This is a genomic window from Pseudomonas syringae pv. coryli str. NCPPB 4273, from assembly GCF_000972175.1.
Classification (GTDB): Bacteria; Pseudomonadota; Gammaproteobacteria; order Pseudomonadales; family Pseudomonadaceae; genus Aquipseudomonas; species Aquipseudomonas syringae.
This window is the reverse complement of record NZ_AWQP01000007.1, coordinates 86,384-110,111: the sequence shown is the minus strand read 5'-3', so window position 1 is coordinate 110,111 and position 23,728 is coordinate 86,384. Positions and strand designations below refer to the sequence as shown.

19 protein-coding genes are annotated in these 23,728 nt (G+C 60.4%); 18 read left to right on the top strand and 1 reads right to left on the bottom strand.

Annotated elements, in window-relative coordinates; all coding sequences use genetic code 11:
- The first annotated feature begins 10 nt into the window (after positions 1-10).
- On the top strand, positions 11-631 hold the full coding sequence (locus tag P406_RS05430; RefSeq protein WP_046235633.1) for a hypothetical protein: 621 nt from the start codon (positions 11-13) through the stop codon (positions 629-631).
- A 22-nt stretch (positions 632-653) separates the two neighbouring features.
- Positions 654-1,829 (top strand): MFS transporter, encoded by a 1,176-nt coding sequence (locus tag P406_RS05425; RefSeq protein ID WP_046235577.1) that lies wholly within the window; start codon positions 654-656, stop codon positions 1,827-1,829.
- A 47-nt stretch (positions 1,830-1,876) separates the two neighbouring features.
- On the opposite strand, the gene P406_RS05420 is transcribed toward P406_RS05425, so the two are convergent.
- Positions 1,877-3,121: an MFS transporter gene (locus P406_RS05420; protein WP_046235576.1), complete on the bottom strand. Its 1,245-nt coding sequence runs from the start codon at positions 3,119-3,121 to the stop codon at positions 1,877-1,879.
- Between the two features lie 537 nt (positions 3,122-3,658).
- Here P406_RS05420 and P406_RS05415 point away from each other — a divergent pair.
- The 16 genes from P406_RS05415 (at position 3,659) to P406_RS05340 (ending at position 23,574) form a co-directional block, all read left to right on the top strand.
- Entirely contained in the window at positions 3,659-4,168 is a 510-nt protein-coding gene (locus tag P406_RS05415) for a sigma-70 family RNA polymerase sigma factor (protein WP_003318943.1), read from the top strand.
- Positions 4,165-5,130 carry a FecR domain-containing protein gene (locus P406_RS05410; protein WP_046235575.1) on the top strand — a complete coding sequence of 322 codons (966 nt, stop codon included), beginning with the start codon at positions 4,165-4,167 and terminating at the stop codon, positions 5,128-5,130. The genes P406_RS05415 and P406_RS05410 overlap by 4 nt, the downstream gene beginning before the upstream one ends.
- Positions 5,131-5,199: 69 nt before the next feature.
- Complete coding sequence (locus tag P406_RS05405; RefSeq protein WP_046235574.1) at positions 5,200-7,608, top strand: TonB-dependent receptor; 2,409 nt, start codon at positions 5,200-5,202, stop codon at positions 7,606-7,608.
- A 349-nt stretch (positions 7,609-7,957) separates the two neighbouring features.
- Positions 7,958-9,334, top strand: coding sequence for a diaminobutyrate--2-oxoglutarate transaminase (locus P406_RS05400; protein ID WP_046235573.1), 1,377 nt, complete (start codon positions 7,958-7,960; stop codon positions 9,332-9,334).
- Between the two features lie 198 nt (positions 9,335-9,532).
- Positions 9,533-11,317, top strand: coding sequence for an IucA/IucC family protein (locus P406_RS05395; protein ID WP_046235572.1), 1,785 nt, complete (start codon positions 9,533-9,535; stop codon positions 11,315-11,317).
- Entirely contained in the window at positions 11,310-12,518 is a 1,209-nt protein-coding gene (locus tag P406_RS05390) for a type III PLP-dependent enzyme (protein WP_046235571.1), read from the top strand. The genes P406_RS05395 and P406_RS05390 overlap by 8 nt, the downstream gene beginning before the upstream one ends.
- Positions 12,515-13,921 (top strand): DHA2 family efflux MFS transporter permease subunit, encoded by a 1,407-nt coding sequence (locus P406_RS05385; RefSeq protein WP_046235570.1) that lies wholly within the window; start codon positions 12,515-12,517, stop codon positions 13,919-13,921. The genes P406_RS05390 and P406_RS05385 overlap by 4 nt, the downstream gene beginning before the upstream one ends.
- 21 nt (positions 13,922-13,942) lie before the next feature.
- Positions 13,943-15,802, top strand: coding sequence for an IucA/IucC family protein (locus P406_RS05380; RefSeq protein WP_046235569.1), 1,860 nt, complete (start codon positions 13,943-13,945; stop codon positions 15,800-15,802).
- Entirely contained in the window at positions 15,802-16,575 is a 774-nt protein-coding gene (locus P406_RS05375) for an HpcH/HpaI aldolase family protein (protein WP_046235568.1), read from the top strand. The genes P406_RS05380 and P406_RS05375 overlap by 1 nt, the downstream gene beginning before the upstream one ends.
- Before the next feature lie 3 nt (positions 16,576-16,578).
- On the top strand, positions 16,579-18,450 hold the full coding sequence (locus P406_RS05370; RefSeq protein ID WP_046235567.1) for an IucA/IucC family protein: 1,872 nt from the start codon (positions 16,579-16,581) through the stop codon (positions 18,448-18,450).
- Entirely contained in the window at positions 18,440-19,345 is a 906-nt protein-coding gene (locus P406_RS05365; RefSeq protein WP_046235566.1) for an ABC transporter substrate-binding protein, read from the top strand. The genes P406_RS05370 and P406_RS05365 overlap by 11 nt, the downstream gene beginning before the upstream one ends.
- Positions 19,342-20,331 (top strand): FecCD family ABC transporter permease, encoded by a 990-nt coding sequence (locus P406_RS05360; protein ID WP_046235565.1) that lies wholly within the window; start codon positions 19,342-19,344, stop codon positions 20,329-20,331. Before P406_RS05365 ends, P406_RS05360 begins: the two co-directional genes overlap by 4 nt.
- Entirely contained in the window at positions 20,324-21,355 is a 1,032-nt protein-coding gene (locus P406_RS05355; RefSeq protein WP_046235564.1) for a FecCD family ABC transporter permease, read from the top strand. Before P406_RS05360 ends, P406_RS05355 begins: the two co-directional genes overlap by 8 nt.
- Before the next feature lie 10 nt (positions 21,356-21,365).
- Positions 21,366-22,157 (top strand): ABC transporter ATP-binding protein, encoded by a 792-nt coding sequence (locus tag P406_RS05350; protein ID WP_003372869.1) that lies wholly within the window; start codon positions 21,366-21,368, stop codon positions 22,155-22,157.
- The gene (locus P406_RS05345) at positions 22,154-22,933 is read left to right on the top strand and encodes an IucA/IucC family C-terminal-domain containing protein (protein ID WP_046235563.1); all 780 of its coding nucleotides are present in this window, start codon (positions 22,154-22,156) and stop codon (positions 22,931-22,933) included. The genes P406_RS05350 and P406_RS05345 overlap by 4 nt, the downstream gene beginning before the upstream one ends.
- Positions 22,924-23,574, top strand: coding sequence for an RraA family protein (locus tag P406_RS05340; RefSeq protein WP_052739315.1), 651 nt, complete (start codon positions 22,924-22,926; stop codon positions 23,572-23,574). Before P406_RS05345 ends, P406_RS05340 begins: the two co-directional genes overlap by 10 nt.
- Positions 23,575-23,728: the final 154 nt, after the last annotated feature.

Here is a 23,728-nt window from a genome sequence, read left to right as displayed (position 1 = left end):
GGTGAGCAGCATGCGCGATTCACTTCGACAGCAGTGGTTTGATCTGCGTGAACGCCTGATGGGCCAGGTGGACTCGCACAGCAGTGTTTCGTTGCGATTGCCGGGCGAACAGAGCATGTGGCTGGGCAAACTCGATGACCTGGCGCCGCAGGTGGTTGATTGCAACGACTCGGCAGCGGACGACGGCCAGACGCACGCGGCGATCTACCGCGCCCGGGCTGACGTCGGCGCCGTTCTGCTTGGCGGCGGTGCCTTTGCCAAAAGCCTGGTGGATTTTGGCGGAGTCCTGCCGATTCTATTTGATGAGCAGGCACGCCATATAGGCCATATGGCCACGCCCGCCAGTTCCGAGCAACCGCTGGCGCGCCTGTTGAAGCGTGGGGGAAATGCTGCGGTGATCGACAGCTCCCCGGTGGTAATGGGCACTACAGGGGCGCGAATGGTCCTCAATGCAGAGTTGTTCGAAAAATGCGCCAAGGCCTATACGCTGGCCAAGGCATGCGGCACGCACCTTACGTTACTGCCCTGGTGGGTGGTGCTGGTGGCCAACGGAAGGCTGATGAAAGACGAGAAGCGGGCGGCGCAGTGTTTTGCCGAAGGCCGGATTCCGCCCGAAACCCGCGGTTACTGAAACTTCCGAAGAGGCGCATGCCATGCAAACGTCGTCCGCTGTAACTCGCAGGCACCTGAGTGCCGCCTTGGCACTGGGCTCTGTCGCAGTGCTGATGGTAGGGCTGCAACCGTTGCTTCTTGGCGAGTTACTGGCGCAAGACCATGTATCACTGGAAGGTGTCGGGCTGGTCGCGATGGGTGAAATCGTCGCGCTGGGGCTCGGTGTGGTGCTGGGCGACCTGCTGCGGTCGATGCTCAACCTGCGCCTGCTGACAGTCATCGCCATCCTGTGCGCTGCCGGAATGGATCTGGTCACGGCCAATGTCACCGGCGACGGGCCGTTGACCGCTGCACGTGCGCTGGCAGGGCTGGCCGAGGGCCTGCTGTTATGGGGCGCCGTCAGCCTTATCGTTCAGGGGCCGGCGCCGGACCGGGTGGCAGGGGTGTTCATGGTCGTGCAGACGCTAGCCCAGGCACTGATGGCCGCCGCGCTTGCGTACCTGATACTGCCTGATCGTAGCGTGCATGCAGGGTTCGTGTTTCTGGGAATGCTGACCGCAAGCTCGGTACTGTTCGTTGCCTGGCTACCTGGACGCTTGCCGCAGCAGCCTGACAGGCAGCCGGATACAGCAGGTTTCAGGTGGAACCTGAAGCAAGTGCTGCTGCTGATGCTGGTGTTCATGCAGCTCTCGGCCGTTGGCGGGTTGTGGGCGTATCTGGAACCGCTGGGCATCCACGCGGGGCTGGGCGCTCATGCGGCGCAATTGCTGGTGTCCGCGATGTTGTTCATGCAGGTGCTGGGCGGCTGCCTGGGCATTCTGCTGGTACGCAGGGTGCCTGATTACTCGATGTTGGCCATCGCAGCGTTTCTCCTGGCCGGCATTGCATTGGGCATGTACATAACGGCCGATCAGGGGATCAACGTATTTCTGGGCCTGTGCGCGTTGTTTGCCCTGATCTACCTGATGTTGACGCCGTTTCAGGTACGCATTGCGCTTCAAATCGATCCCTCGGGACGCATCGCGGGGCTCATTCCCGGCATGCAATTGCTGGGCTGCGCCTTCGGGCCGCTGCTTGCGTCGCAGTGGGTATCGGGCGACAACGCTCAACCGGTGCTGCTGGTTAGCGTCTGGCTGTCGGTAACGGCCTTGTGCCTGATAGCGCTGCTGCACCGGCGGGCAGTTGATAGAAGGGTCGGGGTCGTGGGCGGGATTTGATTGGTCGCCTGGGTGCGGTTACAGAGCGAACAACCCGGGAGCCTCATTCAGGAAGGGCTCAACCAGGCGACCTGATTTCCTGCCTTCCATGCCAGTCCGCTTAGGACAAGGAGCCCCAACAACACGGAATACACCCAGTACGCGCCGATCCAATCGTATGACCAACCGGCCAGAATAACGCCCACCAGCCCTGCAAAACGACTCATGAAATCAATGGCGCCGTACCAGCTTCCAATGATCTCCTTGGGTAACGTAAGCTGAATGGCGCTAGCTGTACTGCGAAAATATACAGTGGTACCAAACTGGAATAGAAACATACCGACAGCCACCCATAAGAAACTTCCTCGGAACCACAGGGTCATTGCGATACCGGTGAACATTAACGCGTGGGCGGACAGTATGGTGGTGATTAGGCTTTTGTCCTGGAAAGACGACATCGTAAATCCTCCCAGTACTGCGCCAGTGGTTCCGAGCGCATAAAGATAACCTGTTTGCTCGGGAGAAAACGCATGGAAATCTCGGAGAAAAGGAATCCACAAGAGCGCCAGCACGCTTATCACCAGAACGCAGGTAGAGTAAGAGGCAAGGAAATTACGCCACTGCGAGGACCTTAGGAGGTTCACGGTTGCCATCGAAGCGCCGGTCACGCTTTCCTGGAAACGCGCTTTGAATGATGAAGACTCGACATCTGGGCGGGTAACACTCGTGCCTGCGGCCACTGACCACAGACTGAGCGCAAGAAACAAAGCGCCCATCATGAAGACGATTGAGGCAGTAAGAGCCATGGACAAGCCGACCTGGAAAATCACCAGCGCACCAATGGCAGGCCCTACCGCTCTGGCGACACCGTTGATAATTGCAAGAAAGCCATTGACCCGTATTATCTCCTCCCTTGAAAAGAGGAAAGGAATAAAGGAAAACATGATAAGCCGGACGTACTGATGTACGAGGTCAACCAGGAAAGCAAATAACCATACCTGTTCGACAGAACTGCCTGGCGTCGAAAGGGTCGTAACAGCCACCGTAAAAACAATGATATTTATGATCTGCGTGGCGATGAACAGCTTCCATTTATCAAATCGATCAATAAACCCCGCCCCTAGCAGGGTGACCAGTATTTCAGCGCTGTAACCTATTGCATACGTCGTCATGACGGACAGGGTTGAGCCCGTCAACGTGTAGGCCAGGTTGGCAAATGCCAAGTCGTATACCGCTTCGGAGAGCGCAATCAGCACGCCCACCGAAGCAAATATGTACAGTATCTTTTTGTTTGAGCAGGGAAGGGTGTGCACAGAGTTCGTCCGTTTTTTAATAGTCGTCCTGTTTATGCGCAATGATTACGCCTAACCTCAAACTTCCAAATGACTGGCCTTCTCAATATTCATTACCCATCACACCTTACATCAAATCCGAAGCAGCATAAAAAGAGCCAGGGGGCTCGTTGCTGTGATTGCGGCGCTCATTCATGAGCGAGTTGCGCTTGATCGCATTGTTTGGCCAAGGTCCTAAGAGGTCCTCTGCTACCAACATGCGGAACCACATCCTGGTCACGCTCTGTTGAATGAGCCGCGGCAAGCTGCCTGGTTATCGGCCACAGTCCGACTTTACGTCGAAAAGGATACAAACAGGACACGCAGGACGCTTTTTCAGCGCTCATTTGTCGTCTGGGTGAATCGCCCGGATGCAGCGCGGATCAACGTGTTGCGGGCTGACAGCCCCGATTTCACGCAGTGGCGATGGGTCTTTTGAAAAAAAGAGCGTGGACTCGGGATATAACACTAATTAGAATCAGTCTCATTTGGCGCATCCCATCGCTCAAGGCTTTTGACATGACTCAAGCAGCGACGCTATCACAGCAGACCTTGCATTCCCTGTACCGCGATCATCATGGCTGGCTGGAAAGCTGGCTGCGCAGACGCATGGGCAATGCCTGGGATGCTGCTGACCTGAGTCAGGATACGTTCCTGCGCGTGCTCTCCAGCTCCCAGCAGATCGCCGATATGCAGGAGCCGCGCGCCTACCTGCTGACCGTGGGCAAGCGCCTGCTGAGTAATTTCTACACTCGCCGCAGCCTTGAACAGGCTTATCTGGAAGCACTGGCGCAGTTGCCTGAAGAAAGCGTGCCGTCGCCGGAGCAGCGCTGGCTGCTGCTGGAAACCCTGCAGGCGCTGGACGAGTTGCTCGATGGCCTGTCGGCAGTGGTGCGCCGGGCGTTTCTCTGGAGTCAGCTCGAGGGGCTGGGCTATCGGGAAATCGCTGAACGCCTGAGCGTTTCCGAACGCACCGTCAAACGCTATATGGCGCAAGCCTACGAGCATTGTCTGTTGGTGGACTGGTGATTCGCCCGGCACCTTCGAACGAAGAACGCGAGGTCGTACGCAAAGCGGCGCAGTGGCTGGCGCTTCTCGAGTCCGGCGGTGCCAGCGATGAAGATCACGCCATGCTGCAACACTGGCGTGACAGCTCCGCCAGTCACGAACGGGCCTGGCAAAAGGCCCAACAGCTGCGTCAGCGTTTTTTCGGTCTGCCTGCCAACCTGGCCATGGCGACGCTTGATCGTCCTGACAAGGCCAGGCGCGCGACGCTAAAAAGAGCGTTGGGCGCCGTGACACTGGTCCCCGCAGTCTGGCTGCTGGGGCGTCAATTGCCGCTGGATGTCTGGCGTGCCGACCTGCAAACCGCAGTCGGCGAGCACAAGCGCCTGTCGCTGGCCGATGGCAGCACCTTGCAACTGAATACCGACAGTGCGGTGAACGTGGATATGGGCGCCCGGGCAATCACGCTTGTGCGGGGCGAAATAGCCCTCAAGGTGCCTGGCAGCGCGCCGCTGACCATCCACGGTCCTTACGGCCGTATCGTGGTCGGTCGGAGCGAAGTCTGTGTGCGTCTCAACGCCAGCGACTGCCGGGTCTCGGTCGTCAGCGGCACGGTGCAGCTTTACCCTCTGCGGGGGCCGGTGCTGGCCTTGAATGCGCAGCAGCAGGTCACTCTGAAGCAGAGCGGCATCGGTCCTGTCAGTGCCTTCGACGCCTTGCTGCCTGGCTGGCGCGACGATGTACTGACCGCGCAGAACCAGCCGCTGGGCGACTTCCTGCGCGAGCTGGGTCGCTACCGCCAGGGCCTGCTGCGCTGGGAACCTGAGCTGGAAAACCTTCGGGTGACCGGCAGTTTCAGGCTCGACAATACCGACCGCGTACTGTCCTTGCTGGCGGCCAGTCTGCCGGTGGACGTGCAGATGCGTACCCGTTACTGGGTGACCCTGGTGCCTCGAAAAAACATTTCGACAAAAAATAGTGCGTAACGCTGTCCCTTTTTTTTGTCTCGCTGGTCATTCCAGGTAAGTGCACAAAAAATACGAGAGCTTCCCTCTATGTCCGCAGTGTCTTCCTACCGTTTGCGTCCGCTTTTGCATTTCAGCCTGTTGCTGACGTTGAGTTCCAGTCCGTTGTTCATCTCGACCAGTTGGGCAGAAACGTCGGGTAGACGTGCCTATGAGGTGCCGGCCGGCAGCCTGAGCGCCGCGCTCACCCGTTTTGCCGGGCAGGCCGGGGTCAATCTGTCGGTAGACCCTGCACTGGTGAACGGCCGAAACAGTTCGGGGTTGTCTGGCGAGTTCGCGGTCGAGGAAGGGTTTGCGCGCCTGCTGCAAGGTTCCGGCCTGCAGCTGATGCCCGTCGGGGAGCAGGCTTACACGCTGATCCCGGCACCTGAAAGCGCCAGTGCAGGTTTGCAACTCGCCCCCACGTCGATCGTTGGCGACAGCGGTGCCACGGACGGTCAGGAATACGCAGGCGGTCAGGTGGCACGCAAAGGCTCGCAGGGCATGCTGGGTTCCCGGGACTTCATGGAAACGCCATTCAGCATGACCACCTACACCAAGGACGCGGTGAAAAACCAGCAGGCCCGAACCCTTGGCGATCTGATCGCCAGTGACCCGTCAGTGCGCGCCACCAACCCCGCAGGCGGGCGTTACGAGCAGTTCACGATTCGCGGCTTCAGCCTGTTCAACAGCGACGTTTCCTACAACGGCCTGTACGGCATCCTGCCCACTTACACGATCGACATGGAAATGGCCGAACGGGTGGACATCCTCAAGGGACCGAGCCAGTTGATCAACGGCATTTCGCCGCGAGGCAGTGTCGGCGGAGGGATCAACGTGGTCCCCAAGCGCGCGACGGATAAACCGATCACCGAGCTCACCACCAGCTACGCCTCCAAGGGGCAGGTGGGTGCCGCAGTCGACGTAGCCCGTCGGTTTGGCGAAGACGACAAGTTCGGGATTCGTTTCAACGGCGTGAAGCAGTCCGGCGACACTGAATGGGATCATCAGAGCGTCGATCGCGACATGGCCGTTTTGGGCCTGGATTTCCGCGGCGACCGTCTGCGTCTGTCGACTGACATCGGGCACACCGAACGCGACACTGATGCTCCGCAGGAACGCGTGCAGGTCGGTGCCAACGCGAAGGTGCCCAATGCCAACGATGTGCGCGACAACTACGCGCAGTCCTGGAGCAAGGCGCGCACCAAGGATACCTTCGGCGCAGTGAATGCCGAATATGACCTCAGCGACTCGGTGATGCTGTACGGCGGTGTCGGCGCGCGCAAAAGTAACCATGACTTCCTGCGCCATGCGGTATCGGTCACCAACGACGCGGGTGACTTCAGCGTTCAGCCGCGCGATTTCACCCGTGACGAAAATGTGCGCACCGCCACTGCCGGCGCACGCAGCTGGTTCAACACCGGGCCGGTCAGCCATGAGGTCAATCTGGCTGCCAGCTATTTCTACATGGACTTTGAAAACGGTGGTGCACGCTACGCGGCAGCGCCGAGCAACCTCTACAACCCGGTCGACACGCCGACACCTTCGAACCCCACGCGAGCCGACTCCAAGGTTTACACCGAGAACCGCTTCAGCGGTGTGGCGCTGACTGACACGCTAGGATTTTTCGAGGACCGTCTGCTGCTGACACTCGGTGCCCGCTGGCAGCGTGTCAAGGTTGATGACTGGACCGATGACGTGAAAGGCGACACCGCCTACGACGAGGAAAAGGTCTCACCGTCAGGCGGCATTCTGTACAAGGTGACCGACGACTTTTCGGTGTACGCCAACTACATGGAAGGCCTGAGCCAGGGCAAGATCGCTCCGTCGACCTCGGTGAACGAAGACCAGATCTTCCCGCCGTTCGTCAGTCGTCAGGTCGAGGTCGGCGCCAAGTACGACCTGGGTTCATTTGCTTTCACCGCCAGCGTATTCCGGATCAAACAACCGGCCTACGAGACCAATACCACCTCCCGTGTGTTCGGCCCGAACGGCAAGCGCCGTAACGACGGTGTCGAGCTGACCATGTTCGGTGAGCCGATGAAGGGTTTCCGCCTGCTGGGCGGAGTGATGTACATCGACAGCGAACTGACCAATACCGTCAACGGCACATTCGACGGCAACCGCGCACCGGCCACCCCCAAGTACAACGTCAATCTGGGCGCCGAATGGGACGTCCCGGGCGTCAACGGCCTGACCCTTACTGGACGGGGCATCTATACCGGTTCGCAGTATCTGGATCAGGCGAACAGCAAAAGCATCGATTCATCGGAGCGTTTCGACGTAGGGGCGCGGTATGCCTTCAAGGTCGATCAGAAGGACATCACGCTGCGGGCCAACGTCGAGAACGTGATGAACAAGTACTACTGGAGTTCGGCCGGCGCGTCGGATGACAGCGAGCCGGGGCTGACCCTGTCGACGCCGCGCACCTATCTGTTGTCGGCCACCATCGGTTTCTGAGTCGATACGTGACGCCCAGGGAAGGGCTCACGTGCATAGCGAACGACCGGCAGTCCTCATCGAGGGATAACCTGTGTGCAGCATTAAATAATCAACATCAACACGGCGACACAACAGTTTGTTATTTAGATAGGCTGTTTTGTCATAACGCCAAAATAATAAATGGCCACTTTCAGTAGTGGCACATTGAGTCATACCGATTAATCCTGTCGGTATAGCTGCGTGCCTTATTCATTATCAGGTACGTAGAAAAGTTCATTTAAATTTCATCTTTGTTTTCGAAATATTGGGTTGCACTTTTTGGTAAATGATAATAATTTGCATCCGGAAATCCAGCGAGGACTAACAGATGTTGAATAATGGCTTATTGCACTCTACTACGTCGCAGAAAACCAATGCCAACTATCTGGACCGGCAGAGCAAGTTTGAATCGAATGTAAGAAGTTACCCGCGCAAGTTGCCATTGGCGATAGCCAAGGCTCATGGCGTGTGGGTCACGGATGTTGAAGGCACCACGTACCTGGACTGCCTGGCCGGCGCCGGAACATTGGCATTGGGCCACAATCACGAAGCCATCATGGCCAGTCTCGACAGCTTCCTGACCTCGGGCATGCCCATGCACACCCTTGACCTGACCACTGCGGTCAAGGATGCCTTCAGCGAAACGCTGCTGAGTCTGCTGCCAGGACAGGGGCGTGATTACTGCCTGCAATTCTGTGGTCCGTCCGGGGCCGATGCGGTCGAAGCCGCGATCAAGCTGGCCAAGACCGCCACTGGCCGGCATAACATCATCAGCTTTTCCGGCGCCTACCATGGCATGACCCACGGTGCCCTGGCGCTGACCGGCAACACCGCGCCAAAAAACGCCGTCGCTAATCTGATGCCCGGTGTGCAGTTCCTGCCGTACCCCCATGAATACCGTTGCCCGCTGGGCATCGGCGGCGAGGCCGGCACCGAAGCGCTGAGTTACTACTTCACCCAGTTCATCGAAGACGTGGAAAGCGGTGTGTCGCTGCCGGCGGCGGTGATTCTGGAAGCGGTGCAGGGCGAGGGCGGTGTCAATCCGGCACCTGCGGCATGGCTGCGGCAGATTCGCGAAGTCACGCGCAAGCACGGCATTCTGCTGATTCTGGATGAAGTGCAGGCCGGCTTTGGTCGTACCGGCAAGATGTTTGCCTTCGAACACGCGGAGATCGAACCCGACGTCATCGTCATGTCCAAGGCGGTCGGCGGCGGTCTGCCGTTGGCAGTGCTGGGTTTCAAACGCGAGTTCGACGCCTGGTCTCCTGGCAATCATGCCGGCACCTTTCGCGGCAATCAGATGGCCATGGCCACCGGCCTGGCGACCCTTGAAGTGCTGCAACGACAGAACCTCGCTGGCCAGGCCGCAAAACGTGGCGACTGGCTCAAGGAACAGCTTGGTCTATTGCAACAACGCTATCCGGCGATTGGCAATGTGCGCGGCCGCGGCCTGATGCTGGGCATCGAGATTGTCGATGAGCGCAAAGCGGCGGACCGCCTCGGCAGCCTGCCGATGGACCCGGAACTGGCGGTTGCCATTCAGCAGCATTGTTTCAAACAGGGGTTGTTACTTGAGCGCGGCGGTCGCAATGGCAACGTCATTCGCTTATTGCCGCCGTTGATCATTACCGAAGAGCAATGCCAATTGGTGATCCAGCGTTTTGAACAAGCGCTCAAGGCGGCACTGTCCCAGCTACGTAAATAAAAGTTATGTAATAAGCAGGGCATAAACAGCCCATCATCGTGACACTGATATCACGATTGAAACAATACCCGCACACAACGTTTTGGCTGGGCGAACTTATCGCACCTCGATAGCTCGATTGTTGTGTCGCAAGCGATAAAGCAACGTTTGTTGCGACGTCATTTAAACGGTCAGCGTAAAGGCGACTGTGGAGCAGACATGACTAATACCGATCGCACCGTCTTATCAAACATGGTGAGCGAGTTGGCAACCACTCGCGCGTTACTCAATTGCCTGATCAAGGAATTCGCACTGCCGGAAGAGTGCCTGCATTACACCTGGCCTGAAGGCATGCAAGGCATAGCGCCTGGCAGTTTCGTCGATGGCGGGCAATGGAAGGGCATTCCGCTCACCATCAGCCTGCCCAATCAGCAGCAGTTCTTTGTCCTGGTGGACCGCCGCGATCACCTGGGCAGCCATCGCTACCTTTCCGATGTCTACGCACGTCAGGGGCAGGGCACCTGGCGCTGTCTGGCGTTCGCCGAATTCGCCCGGCAACTGCTGACCGCTTGTGAGCACATGACCCGTGCCAGCAATGACGAGCTGCTGGACCAGGTCCTGCAAAGCCAGCACCTGACTACCGCCATCGTTGCCCATAACATGACCGGCCAGCATCCGGCGCCGCTCAGCGGCTATCTGGCCAGTGAGCAGGGTTTGTGGTTCGGCCACCCCAACCATCCGGCGCCCAAGGCGCGCCTCTGGCCTGAGCATCTGGCGCAGGAGACCTACGCCCCGGAGTTTCAGGCGCAGACTGCGCTGCATCTGTTCGAAGTGCCGCTGGAAGGGCTGCGAATCACCTCCAACGGCTTGAGCGACGCAGAGGTGATGGCAGGCTTCGCTGACCAGTCGCGGGCCCGGCCCGGGCACGCGCTGATCTGCATGCATCCGGTACAGGCGCAATTGTTCATGCAGGACCGCCGCGTGCAAAGGCTGCTCGAACTGGGCGATATCTCGGACCTGGGTGCCAGTGGCCTGCTGGCCAGCCCGACGGCGTCGATGCGCACCTGGTACATCGAGGGGCACGACTACTTCATCAAGGGCTCGCTGAATGTGCGCATCACCAATTGCGTGAGGAAAAACGCGTGGTATGAACTGGAGAGCACACTGATCATCGACGAACTGTTCCAACGCCTGCAGCAAACCCGCCCGGAAACCCTCGGCGGGCTGTCTACAGTCGCCGAACCCGGCTCGATGAGCTGGGCCCCCAAAGGCGTGAGCGAGGCGGATGGTCACTGGTTTCGCGAGCAGACCGGCGCCATTCTGCGGGAAAACTTCTGCCGCCGCTCCGGCGCCGATTGCAGCGTGATGGCGGGCACACTGTTCGCCCGTGATCTGCGTTCACGCCCGTTGGTGCACGACTTCCTCGAGCGCTTCAATGGTGGGGAGCTTGAGGACCAGCACCTGCTGGACTGGTTCGATGAGTACCAGGCCTTGCTGCTGAGCCCGGTCATGGCGTTGTTCTTCAACCATGGCATCGTGATGGAGCCGCATTTGCAGAATGCAGTGCTGATTCACGATAACGGACGCCCGCAACAGCTGCTGTTGCGCGACTTCGAAGGCGTCAAGCTCACCGAAGAACTGGGCATCAAGGCGATTCAGGTGGGGCTGCACCCGAGAATTCGCCAGTCGTTGCTCTACAGCCGCGAGCAGGGCTGGAACCGCATTACCTATTGCCTGCTGATCAACAACCTGTCCGAGGCGGTACTGGCCTTGAGCTGGGAGCGTCCGCACCTGGCACCACTGATGTGGCAGCGCGTCGAGCGGCAATTGCAGCGTATTCGTGACGAACTGGTACTGTCTGCGCCCGAGCTGGACGCGCTGATCGCTGGTCAGTCGATTGCCTGCAAGACCAACCTCAAGGTCCGACTCGCTGCCAAGGCCGATCGCGAAGCCAACTATGTGCGTCTTGCGTCGCCGTGGGCCACGGAGGCACGTTATGCATGAGGTGCCGGAAACCGTACTGGCGGCCATCAGAGAGGCTCAAGCGCTGGAAACCGATCCGCTGGCGGCCTTTGTCTACGATCTGGACGCGTTGCAGCAGCATGTCAGTGAGGTCATGGCGGCGCTGCCTGCAGGTGTCGAGCTGTATTACGCGATCAAGGCCAACAGCGAGGCGCTGATGCTGGAAACCCTGGCCCCGCTGGTCAGTGGCTTTGAAATTTCCTCTGGGGGCGAGATCGAGCGGGTGATGGCCTGTCCGACACGCAAGCCCTACGTGTTCTCGGGCCCGGGCAAACTCGATTCCGATCTGCGCTCGGCGTTGCTGCACAAGGTTGAAGCCATCCACCTGGAGAGCCTCAACGAAATCGCGCGTCTGCAACAGCTCGCCGAACAAGCGGGGCGCGTGCAGCCGGTGTTCCTGCGCATCAACCCGCAACTGCCCGCTGCGCAGTCGAGCCGGTTGGCGATGGCCGGGACCGCGACACCGTTCGGCATTGACGAAGCCGAACTGGCCGAGGCGGTCAGACGCGTGGACAACGCCAGTCACCTGACGCTCAAGGGCTTCCACGTACACGCCATGTCGCATCAGATGTCGGTCGAACGTCATGAGCAATTGCTCGATTTCTACCTGCAGCGCTGGCAGGAATGGAAGGCTCTGGCCCGCGACCCAGGCCAGCTCACCCATTTCAACGTCGGCGGCGGTATTGGCGTCGATTACCTCAACAGTCAGCAGTTCGACTGGCAGCGGCTGTGCCGTTATCTGGAAAAACGCCTGGGCGAGCAGCACGACGCGCCGATCCTGCGCTTCGAGCCAGGGCGCTTCATCAGTGCCTATTGCGGCTATTACGCCATCGAGGTGCTGGACAGCAAAACCAGCCACGGCGAGCATTTTCTGGTCTGCCGCGGCGGTACTCACCAGTTTCGCCTGCCGGTCGCGCAAAGCCATGACCATCCGGTTATCCACTTGCCGACTGCGCCGCAAAGCAATGATTCGTCAGAGCAGGCTTACACCATTGTCGGGCAGCTGTGCACGCCCAAGGACGTACTGAGCCGTCGCCAGCCACTCAAAGGTGTGAACATTGGTGATCTGCTGGTCCTGCCTTTGGCGGGGGCGTATGGCTACAACATTTCCCATGCTGACTTTCTCTGCCATCCAAGACCGTCACAGCACTTCGTGCGCAACGGCGAACGGGTTCGCCAATGAGTTTCAACGTCCCACGCCGCTGGGTGGTGTTCAACGTGCTGCTCGGTACGCTGACGGTCAGCCTGAGCAATAGTTCGCTCAACCCTGCGCTGCCCACCTTCATGGAAGCGTTCAGGATCGGCCCGCTGCTGGCCACCTGGATTGTCGCCGGGTTCATGACCAGCATGGGCATGACCATGCCGCTGACCAGCTTCCTCAGTCAGCGCATCGGACGCAAACGCCTGTACCTGTGGGGTGTGGCGCTGTTCATCGGCGGTTCGCTGTTGGGCGCGCTGGCCGACTCCATCGCACTGGTGATCACCGCACGGGTGGTACAGGGCGTTGCCAGCGGGCTGATGATCCCGTTGTCGCTGGCGATCATCTTCTCGGTGTATGAAAAGCACGAACGGGGCAGGGTGACCGGGCTCTGGAGCGCAGCAGTGATGCTCGCACCGGCGCTTGGTCCGCTGTGTGGCAGCCTGATGCTGGAGTGGTTCAGCTGGCGCTCGCTGTTCCTCATGAATGTGCCCATCGGCCTGCTGGCACTGCTGCTGGGCGTCGGCGTGCTGCCGGACTCCGAGCCTGCCGAGCGCAAGCCGTTCGACCTGATCGGCTACCTGCTGGTGGCGTCTGGCATTGGCTTGCTGATGATCGCCATCAGCCGCATGCACCATGCTCAGGCGCTGCTCGATCCGGTCAATCAGGCCATGGTGCTGGTCGCAGTGGCCTGCCTGGTAGCGTTCGTCCGGGTCGAGTTGAGTCGTCAGGCACCGCTGCTGAATCTGCGCCTGTTCAACCTGCGCGGTTATCGCCTGAGCGTGATCATCGCCGTGGTGCAATCGGTCGGCATGTTCGAGTGTCTGGTGCTGTTGCCGCTGCTGGTGCAGAGCGTGCTGGGCTACAACCCGATCTGGACCGGCCTGGCGCTGCTGTGTACCGCCAGCTTCGCGAGCCTGTTCGGCCAGTGGGGCGGCAAGGCACTGGACCGCCATGGCCCGCGCACCGTCGTCGCCGTCGGCCTGCTGTTGACCGGCGTTTCGACCCTGGCGCTGGGCATGCTCAAGGCAGATGCCGCAATCGGCGTGGTGTTCGTGCTGATGATGATTCGTGGCGCCGGCCTCGGGCTCTCCTACATGCCGGTGACCACGGCGGGGCTCAATGCCTTGCCCGAGCCGATGGTCACTCAGGGCGCTGCGATGAACAACATTTCCCGGCGTCTGGTCGCATCGCTGGCCATCGTCATCGCCTCGCTGTGGCTGGAGTTCCGCCTCAACACCGCAGGACCGGCCGCCACGCCCTCGGCCATCAGTGAAGTGTTCATCGCCACCGGCCTGCTGATCCTGCTGGCACTGCCCTGTGCCTGGCGTTTCCCCCTTAATGACGAGAGCGCCGAGGCCCAGCCCGACGCGGTCGAACCCCGATAATTTTTCGTTCGAGGTATGAACATGGCTACCCCTTTACCGCTGCAACGTAACGCCGCTTCGACAACGACAACGACGGGTACTGGTGCCTGGCTGGCCGACGTCAGCGCCGAGCGCTATCAGCAAGTGCAACGCCGCGTGATCGGCCAACTGCTGCAAACCCTGCTGTACGAGGCGGCGCTGCCTTACCGCTGTGAGCCGCTGGATGATCATCGGCATCGTTTTGCAGTGGCCGTCAGTGGCGGTGTGGAATACCACTGCGAGGGCCTGCTGAGCACCAGCTTTGAGCTGATCCGCCTCGATCACGCCACGCTTGAGCGGGTGGACAGTGCCGGCGAGCGTAGCGTGCCGGATCTGCATCTGGCGTTGACCGAGCTGCTCAGCCCGTTCAAGGACAGCCCGCACCTGACGCGCTTCATCCAGGAAATCGAGCAGACCCAGCTCAAGGACCTGCAGGCGCGTAATCAGGGTTATCAGCCCGCCAGACCAGCGCATCAGCTGGATGTCGACGCGCTGGAGCAGCACTTCATGGATGCCCACAGCTATCACCCATGTTACAAGTCGCGGATCGGCTTTTCCCTGGCTGACAACCGCCACTACGGACCAGAATTTGCCACGCCTTTCGCGGTGGTCTGGCTGGCCGTGGCGAAATCGAGCGCCTCGGTCGGTCATTCGCGCAGCATGGATTTTCAGGCGTTCATCCGTCAGGAGCTGGGCACACAACGTTGGCAGGAAATAACTCGGGATCTGGCCGCGCAGGGCAAGTCCATCGACGACTATCAACTGATGCCGGTGCATCCGTGGCAGTGGGATAACGTCACGGTGTCGACCTTCTACCCGGAACTGGCCAGCGGCGAGCTGATTTACCTGGGTACGTCGACCGATAGCTACAAGGCTCAGCAGTCGATTCGCACGCTGGCCAACGCCAGTCAGCCACAGCGCCCATACGTCAAGCTGGCGATGAGCATGACCAACACCTCCAGCACACGCATCCTGGCGCGCCACACGGTGTTGAACGGCCCGATCATCACCGATTGGCTGCACCAGTTGATCGCAACCGACAGCACCGCTCGTGCGCTGGATTTCGTGATTCTCGGTGAGGTGGCGGGGGTGAGCTTCGATTACCGCCATCTGCCGGAATCGCGTTCGGCGCAGACCTACGGCACGCTGGGCGCCATCTGGCGGGAAAGCCTGCATCAGTACCTCCGGGACGACGAGCAGGCGGTGCCGTTCAACGGCCTCAGCCATGTAGAAAACCGTTACGGTGATGGTCAGCAGACGCCGTTCATAGATGCTTGGGTCAGCCAGTACGGGCTCAAGGAATGGACCCGGCAACTGCTGCAGGTCACGGTACCGCCGATCATTCACATGCTCTATGCCGAAGGCATCGGCATGGAGTCCCACGGCCAGAACATCGTGCTGATCGTCAAGCAGGGCTGGCCGCAGCGCATCGCCCTCAAGGACTTCCATGACGGCGTTCGTTACTCGCCTGCGCACCTCGGGCGTCCCGAACTGTGCCCGGAGTTGGTTCCGCTGCCCGCCAGCCATGCGAAACTCAACCGCAACTCGTTCATCATCACCGATGACGTCAACGCGGTGCGCGATTTCTCCTGTGACTGTTTCTTCTTCATCTGCCTGGCTGAAATGGCGATTTTCCTGCGTCAGCAATACCAGCTGGACGACGCGCTGTTCTGGCAGATGACCGCCGACGTCATTCTCGACTATCAGCGTGCTCACCCGCAGCACCGCGACCGTTTCGGGCTGTTTGACGTGTTTGCGCCGTCGTACGAAGTGGAAGAGCTGACCAAGCGTCGACTGCTGGGGGATGGCGAGCGGCGCTTCCGCTCGGTACCGAACCCACTGCACACCTACAGGCCGCAATGATGCTGAGGACCAATGCGCTAAAAAGCAGAATTGCCGACGGACAGCCGGCACACGGGGTGATCAGTTCGATCCCGGCCCCGGCCGCCATCGAGTTGATCGCCGAGGCCGGGTTCGACTTCGTGATCATCGACATGGAACACGTGCTGATCAACCCGGAAACCGTGGAAAACATGATCCGTGTGGCAGAGAGCTACGACCTCACACCACTGGTACGGGTCGCCGATCTCAACCCGAAAACCCTGCTGCGCCTGCTCGATGGCGGCGCGCAGGGCATCGTCTTGCCGATGATCGAGAGCCCCGAGCAACTGGCCGATGCGATTGCCGCCTGCAAATACCACCCGCTGGGTCGTCGCAGCCTTAATGCCGGACGTCCCGGCTCGTTCGGCAAGCACAGCCTGGCGCAGTACGTGGAGGCCGCCAATCAACAGATCATGGTGGTGGCGATGATCGAAAGCGCCGAAGGCGTGCGACGTGCCGCCGAGATCGCCAACGTGCCGGGGCTGGACATGATTCTTGAAGGCGCGGCAGACCTGTCGCAGTCACTGGGCATGCCCTGGCAGATCGATCAGCCAGATGTACAAAACGCGTTGCTTGCGACCTGGCAAGCCACCCACGCGGCGGGCGTCGCCTATTGCGCGATCCCTCGTCAACCCGGTGACGCTGCCCGCTGGCAGGCTCGCGGGGTCAACACCTTTGTCCTCGGGGATGAGCGTGGCATTGCCTTTCGCGCGCTTCAGGCCCGCCTGGCTCAACATTCAGCAGAAGGAAAATAACCCATGAACTTCACTTCACTCGCCGCTGACCTGGTCATGCAGGATTTGGTCGATTGCCTGCTGGCGGAGGACTTCTTTGGTCGCGAGCCATTGCGCCTGCAGGACAGCAGCCAATGGCAGCTGCGCCATCCCCAGGCTCAGCAGGGCAGTGCGCTGCAAATCTGGGAGTGGTGCTGCGATGATTTGGAGCAACGCTTCATCAGCATCGCGTTGCGCCCCGGCATCACTCAGCAATGGGAAAAAGTGCCCGGCACCCCGGTACTGGGCCGACAGGACGAGCGCTGGACGCAGTTGTCACCGGAAGACTTCATGAAGTGGGTGTTCGCTGGCAAGGCGACGCTGCTTCAGGACAGCGAGCGTCAGGACCACGAAAAGGGTATCGCGCTGTTTCTCGAGGTGTTGCGCATCAGTGTCTGGCAGACCGCGCTGTCGCTGGACCACAAGGTCGACGAGCAGAACCTGATGGCTCAGGACGGCGCCACCTTCTTCAGAACCATGGAGCAGTGGGCGTCGCTGCGTGATCGCCCGTATCACCCGCTGGCCAAGGCCAAACAAGGCTTGAACGAACAGGAATACCTACAGTACCAGGCCGAGTTCGCCCGGCCGGTAGCGCTGAACTGGGTGGCCGTCGACAAGACCTTGCTGCAATGCGGCGACGGCGTGGAGGACTTGAACGCATCCTTTCCGGCCCGCTATCTGCTGCCCGAGAACCTGCAAGCAGAGCTTGACCAGGAGATGCAGGCGCGTGGCATTGCTGGCAGCCATGTTGCGCTGCCGGTTCACCCATGGCAGTTCGAGCATGTTCTGCAGGCTCAGCTGGGTGATGCATTCGCCAAGGGCGATTGCCAGCGGCTTGATTTCAATCAGGCGCAGGTCCATGCCACGTCGTCGCTGCGTTCGATGACACCGTGCTTCAACAGCGCTGACTACCTGAAGCTGCCCATGGCGATCTATTCGCTAGGCGCTTCGCGCTATCTGCCAGCGGTCAAAATGATCAACGGCGGACTGAGCGAAAAACTGCTGCGTCAGGTGGTCGACAAGGATCAAACCCTGAGCCGTTCGCTGCACTTGTGCGACGAACGCAAGTGGTGGGCATTCATGCCGCCGCAAGCCACGCTGTTTGACGAAGGACCTCGGCATCTTTCGGCCATGGTGCGTGGCTATCCGGCCGCCTTGCTCGATGATCCGGAGTGCCGCCTGCTGCCCATGGCGGCACTGGGTACACCGCTACCAGGGAGCAATCGGCATTTCTTCGACGAGTGGATGGACTACCGCGACCTGCCGCGCAATCAGGCTTCGGTACTGACACTGTTTCGCGAACTGAGCCACAGTTTCTTCGATATCAACCTGCGCATGTTCCGCCTGGGCATGCTCGGCGAAGTGCATGGTCAAAACGCGGTCATGGTCTGGAAAGCCGGACAGGCGCAAGGGCTGTTGTTGCGTGACCACGACTCGTTGCGTATTTTCGTGCCCTGGCTGGAGCGCAACGGTATGCACGACCCGGAGTATCGAATCAAGAAAGGTCATGCCAATACGCTTTATCATGACCGCCCCGAGGACTTGCTGTTCTGGCTGCAGACGCTGGGTATTCAGGTAAACGTGCGGGCAATCATGGATACTCTGGCGCAAGTGTATGACGTACCGGTCACTGCGCTGTGGACCGTATTGCGCGATGTTCTGGATAATCTGATCACAACCATCGAATTTGACGACGAGGCGCGTGGCATGATCAGGCAACAACTGTTCGAAGCCCCCAACTGGCCGCAGAAACTTCTGCTGACGCCTATGATCGAGCGCGCGGGCGGTCCGGGCAGCATGCCGTTCGGCAAGGGCGAAGTGGTCAACCCGTTCCACAGGTTGCGCCGTGCAACCTGACCGAACCCTGCATCCTTCACGGCGCACCGTGTTGCGCCTTTCGCTGGGGTTACTGGCGCTGCCTGGCATTGCCCGGGCAGCGCCGCTGCGCGTTGTCACCCTGTTTCAGGGGGCGTCCGACACTGCCGTGGCCCTTGGCGTAACGCCTTGCGGCGTGGTGGATTCGTGGAGCGAAAAACCGATGTACCGCTACCTGCGCCCGGCGCTGGCGGCGGTGCCGCATGTGGGTCTGGAAACCCAGCCGAGCCTGGAAGATATCGTGCTGCTCAAGCCGGACCTGATCGTCGCCTCACGCTTTCGTCATCAACGCATCGCACCGTTGCTGGAGCAGATCGGCATGGTGCTGATGCTCGAAGAGGTGTTCGAGTTCAAGCGCACCCTGGCAATGATGGGCGCGGCCCTGCAACGTCAACAGCTGGCCATGGACCTGCTCGGGCAATGGCAACAGCGCGTGGCAGCGCTGCGTGGCCAGTTGCAGGCGAAGTTCGCCGGACGCTGGCCAATCACCGTGTCGGTGCTCGACATTCGCGAAGACCATATCCGTAGCTATCTGCCGGCCAGCTTTGCCGGCTCGGTGCTCAGTGAACTGGGCTTTGCCTGGACGCCCGCGGCCCGCCAAGCCACGGGCGTGTCCCTTAAACTCAGCAGTAAAGAGAGTTTGCCTGTGGTCGATGCCGACCTGTTCTTCGTCTTTCAACGCGCCGACAGCAACGCCGCGCAGCACACCTACGACAAGCTGGTACAGAACCCGTTCTGGCAACAGTTGCGTGCAGTACGGGACCACCAGGTATGGCGCGTTGATGCCGTGGCCTGGAGCCTGTCCGGCGGCATTCTGGGCGCCAACCGCATGCTCGATGAGATCGCTCGCGTGGCCCTGGCGGATAGCGCCTCATGACGGCTGCGGCAAAACTGGGCCTGGGGCTGTTGATACTGGTAGCGTGCATGGGATTGAGTCTGGCCACCGGGGCCACCTGGATATCGCCCGCTGCCATTGTGCGAAGTGTCTGGCAGCCTGATGCGTTGAGCGCTATCGAGCACGTGCTGCTCGACACACGGCTGACACGCACCCTGATGGCCGTCGCGGTCGGTTCGAGTCTCGCGGTGGCCGGGGCGCTGATGCAGGCGCTGACGCGCAATCCGCTGGCGTCGCCTGGCCTGTTCGGCATCAATGCCGGCGCGACGTTTGCCATCATCGCCTGTTCGTCGCTGCTTTCACTGTCGTCCATGAGCCAGTGGCTGTGGTGCGCGTTCATCGGCGCTGCGGTGGCGGGCACCATTGTCTGGGTCATCGGCAACCGGGGGCAGGGCAGCCTCAATCCATTGCGCATCGTGTTGGCCGGCGCAGCGATCACTGCCTTGTTTACCGCATTCAGTCAGGCCTTGCTGGTGGTCAATCAGGACGGTCTGGATACCGTGCTGTTCTGGCTGGCCGGCTCGTTGTCGGAGCGCGAACTGAGTACCGCCGCGCCGTTGCTCGTCTGCGTGGTCATGGGGCTTGTCGGCGCGCTGGTGCTGGCGGGGCAGGTCAACGTGCTCAACACCGGGGAAGCCATCGCGACGGCGCTGGGCCAGCGTACGGGGCTGATTCGCCTAATGATGAGCGTGGCGATCATTGCCCTGGCAGGCAGCGCCGTGGCGCTGGCGGGCAGTATCGGCTTCATCGGTCTGCTGGTGCCGCACATGGTGCGCAAGACGCTGTCCATCGACCATCGCTGGCTACTGCCCGGCTGCGCAGTGCTGGGCGCAACCCTGTTGCTGCTGGCCGACACGCTGGCGCGCGTCGTGATTGTCCCTCAGGAAGTCCCGGTGGGAGTGATGACTGCGCTGTTCGGTGCGCCGTTCTTCATTGCACTGGTTCGGCGGGGCGCACGCTATGGATAAGCATTTCACCGTGCGCTACCGGAGCTTTTCCCGGCAGTTCAGCCTGACAGCATTGACGCGCTTGCTGACGGGCCTGGCGCTGACGCTGCTGGTTGCACTGAGTTCGCTGGCCGTGGGCAAGATCAATCTGTCGCCAGCGACCCTGCTGAATGTTTTTACCGGCCAGGCGGACGCCAGCCTGGTGTTCATCGTTGAACAACTGCGCATGCCCCGGCTCGCCCTGGCCGCACTGGTCGGCGCGGCCCTGGCGTTGTCCGGGCTGATCCTGCAAAGCATCATTCGCAACCCGCTGGCCTCGCCGGATCTGTTAGGCATCACCAGCGGTGCCAGCGCCGCCGCCGTTTTGTACCTGTCATTCTTCTCGGCTGCACTGGGCGCGCAGTTTCTGCCCCTGGCGGCGATCTCTGGCGCGGGCCTCGCGGCACTGGTCATTTATCTGCTGGCCTGGAATCAGGGCGCTTCACCCTTGCGCATGGTGTTGATCGGGGTAGGGGTGTCGGCTTTGCTGGCTGCGGTCACCACGTTCATTCTGGTGTTCAGCCCGTTGACCACCACCTTGTCGGCTTATGTCTGGCTGACCGGGAGCGTGTATGGTGCCAGTTGGCCGGAGCCCCGCGCGCTGGCCGGCTGGCTGCTGATGACATTGCCGCTGCTGGCACTGCTCGCCCGTCAGGTGCGCATGCAGCAACTGGATGACGCGCTGGCCCAGGGCATCGGCGTGCGCGTGCAATGGCTGCGTGCCGGTTTGCTGCTGGTAAGCATCGCGCTGGCCGGGCTGGCGGTCGCCTGGGGCGGGGCGATTGCCTTTGTCGGGCTGATTGCGCCTCATATCGCCAAACGCCTGATGCCGCCGGGGTTCGTCGGTCAGGCGCTGATGGCGGCGTTGATAGGTGCCAATCTGGTGATGCTTGCCGATCTGGCCGGACGCACGCTGTTCCTGCCGCTGGATCTGCCCGCAGGGATTTTTGTCGCGGTGCTGGGCACGCCGTTTTTTCTGTACCTATTGATCAACCAGCGGCATTAAGGAATTACGGATGGCGTCAATCGCAACCCACGACCTGACCCTGAGTTACCAGCGGCAGGTGATCATCGACAGCCTTGATCTGCAGTTACCTGCAGGCCAGGTGACCGTGCTGATCGGCAGTAACGGTTGCGGCAAAAGCACCTTGCTCAAATCCCTGGCGCGCCTGCTCAAACCCCAGCAGGGCACCGTGGTGCTCAACGGTGCCGATATCCATCAGAAGTCCACTGCGACCGTCGCGCGTGAACTGGCGATTCTGCCGCAGATGCCCAGCGCGCCGGAAGGCATCAGCGTGCGGCAACTGGTGGCGCTGGGGCGTTATCCGTATCAGAACTGGATGCAGCAATGGTCCGCCGAGGATGAAGCCATGGTTGCACGGGCTCTGGCGCAAACCGGCATGCAGGAACTGGCCGACAGACCCGTCGATGCGCTGTCAGGTGGTCAGCGTCAGCGCGCATGGATTGCCATGACCCTGGCGCAGGATACCGACATTGTATTGCTGGACGAACCGACGACCTTTCTCGATCTGGCTCATCAGATCGAAGTGCTGGACCTGTTGCGCGACCTGAATCGGCAAGAGGGCAAGACCATCGTGATGGTCCTGCATGACCTGAATCTGGCCTGCCGTTACGCCGATCATATGGTCGCTGTCCACGAACGCAGCGCCTTCGCCCAGGGGCGTCCGGCGGATATTCTCAGCGAGGCGCTGGTCAAGCAGGTCTTCGGCCTCAACTGCCGGATCATCGCCGATCCATTCTTTGGTACGCCGCTGTGCATCCCCTTTGGCCGGGAACTGCCGCAATGAGTCTGGCGCAGGCGTTCAGCGAGTCAGAATGGGCGTTGCTGTCCGACGCGCTGCGGCTCAGGCCGGCAGGTGAGCACGATCCGCGCTCACTCCCGGCCCGCGCGCTGCTGGACGACGCAGTCTGCGAGCAACTGCTTGGCGAGCTGGGGCCGGTGATCGGTTCTCCGACCCAGGCAATCACGGCATCATTGCTGGCCAAGCGCTTTTCGTTCCTCAGCACCGGTGCCTGCCTGTACTCGATGTCGGTCTACGACAAGGGCCTGGCCCTGTCGCTGGACAACAGCGTGGTCGAATACGCGCACGATGACGGCCTTTGGACCTCTTCAATGCCTTTGCTCGATACAACGCCAGTGGGTTATGAGCCGGGCGCACGCGAAGCATGGCGTGATCAGATCGCCAGCACCCTGTTCCGCGACCTGCTTCAGCCGCTGTGGGAAACCTTCAATCGTGTCACTGGCATTTCCCGACGCATTCTGTGGGAAAACACTGCGGTACGTGTGTATTCGCTGTACGACAAACGCATGCACAAGGTTGAAGACCCGGCGATCCGGCAGCGCTGTGAAGCCGATTTCGACTGGCTGCTGCACCAGGCCGATCCCACGCTGTTCGGCCTGACCTACAACCCGCTCAAACACTTCCGCCGTCCGCCGGTTGTGCTGGAAGCCGAAGGCAAAAGCATCCGTTTTCGGCGCACCTGCTGCTTCTATTACGACGCCAGCAACCCCGTCGAGTATTGCTCGACCTGTCCGTTACTGAGGCCCAAAAAATGTCGATGAACAAGCAGATTGCACACCGCCAGCAACAACTCAGCGACGCCGTCATAGAGCAATACCGTGACATTGCCGCGTCAACCATTGGCCACCTGACCGACGTGGGTTATCTGCGCGGGGTCAGACCGCTGTTCGAGGGTGCCAGACTGGTCGGCAACGTTGTGACGGTCAAACTGCAGCTGCCCGATGGCAGCATTTTGCGCGACGCACTGCTGAACAGCCTGCCAGGCGATGTACTGGTGATTGAATGTGTTGGCGACGAGCATTGCGCCTGCTGGGGCGAACTGCGCACCCTGGCCGGGCTCATCAAGGGGCTTGCCGGCGTCATCGTCTCGGGCGCGGTCACCGACGTTGCCGCCTTGCGCGAACATCGTCTGCCCGTGTTCAGCCGGGGAGTCAGCGCAATGACGACGCGCAGTCTTGGCGAAAGCGGCGAGCTCAATGGACTGATCCATATAGGCGGCGTGGAGGTGAAGCCAGGGGATATCGCAGTCGGGGATGATGACGGGGTATTTATCCTGAGTCCGCAACAGGCGAACGAACTGTTGCCCGAGTTGCTGGACAAGGAGAGTGCAGACAGAAAAAGAAGGGAGGAGTTTCTCGGCAGACTGAACGGGGAGAACACGGTCAGCACAACTCGACAGTGATAATGAAACCTGAAACAGCGCGTTTGATTTGATTCATGAATATAACCACTGTCGACTGATCAATAGTTATAACTTTTGGATCCCACAGTCACAATCGGACAACAGGCAGGCTGTTTTCGTATTAAGTTCGATTGCGCCGCTCAAGATTGCGGTT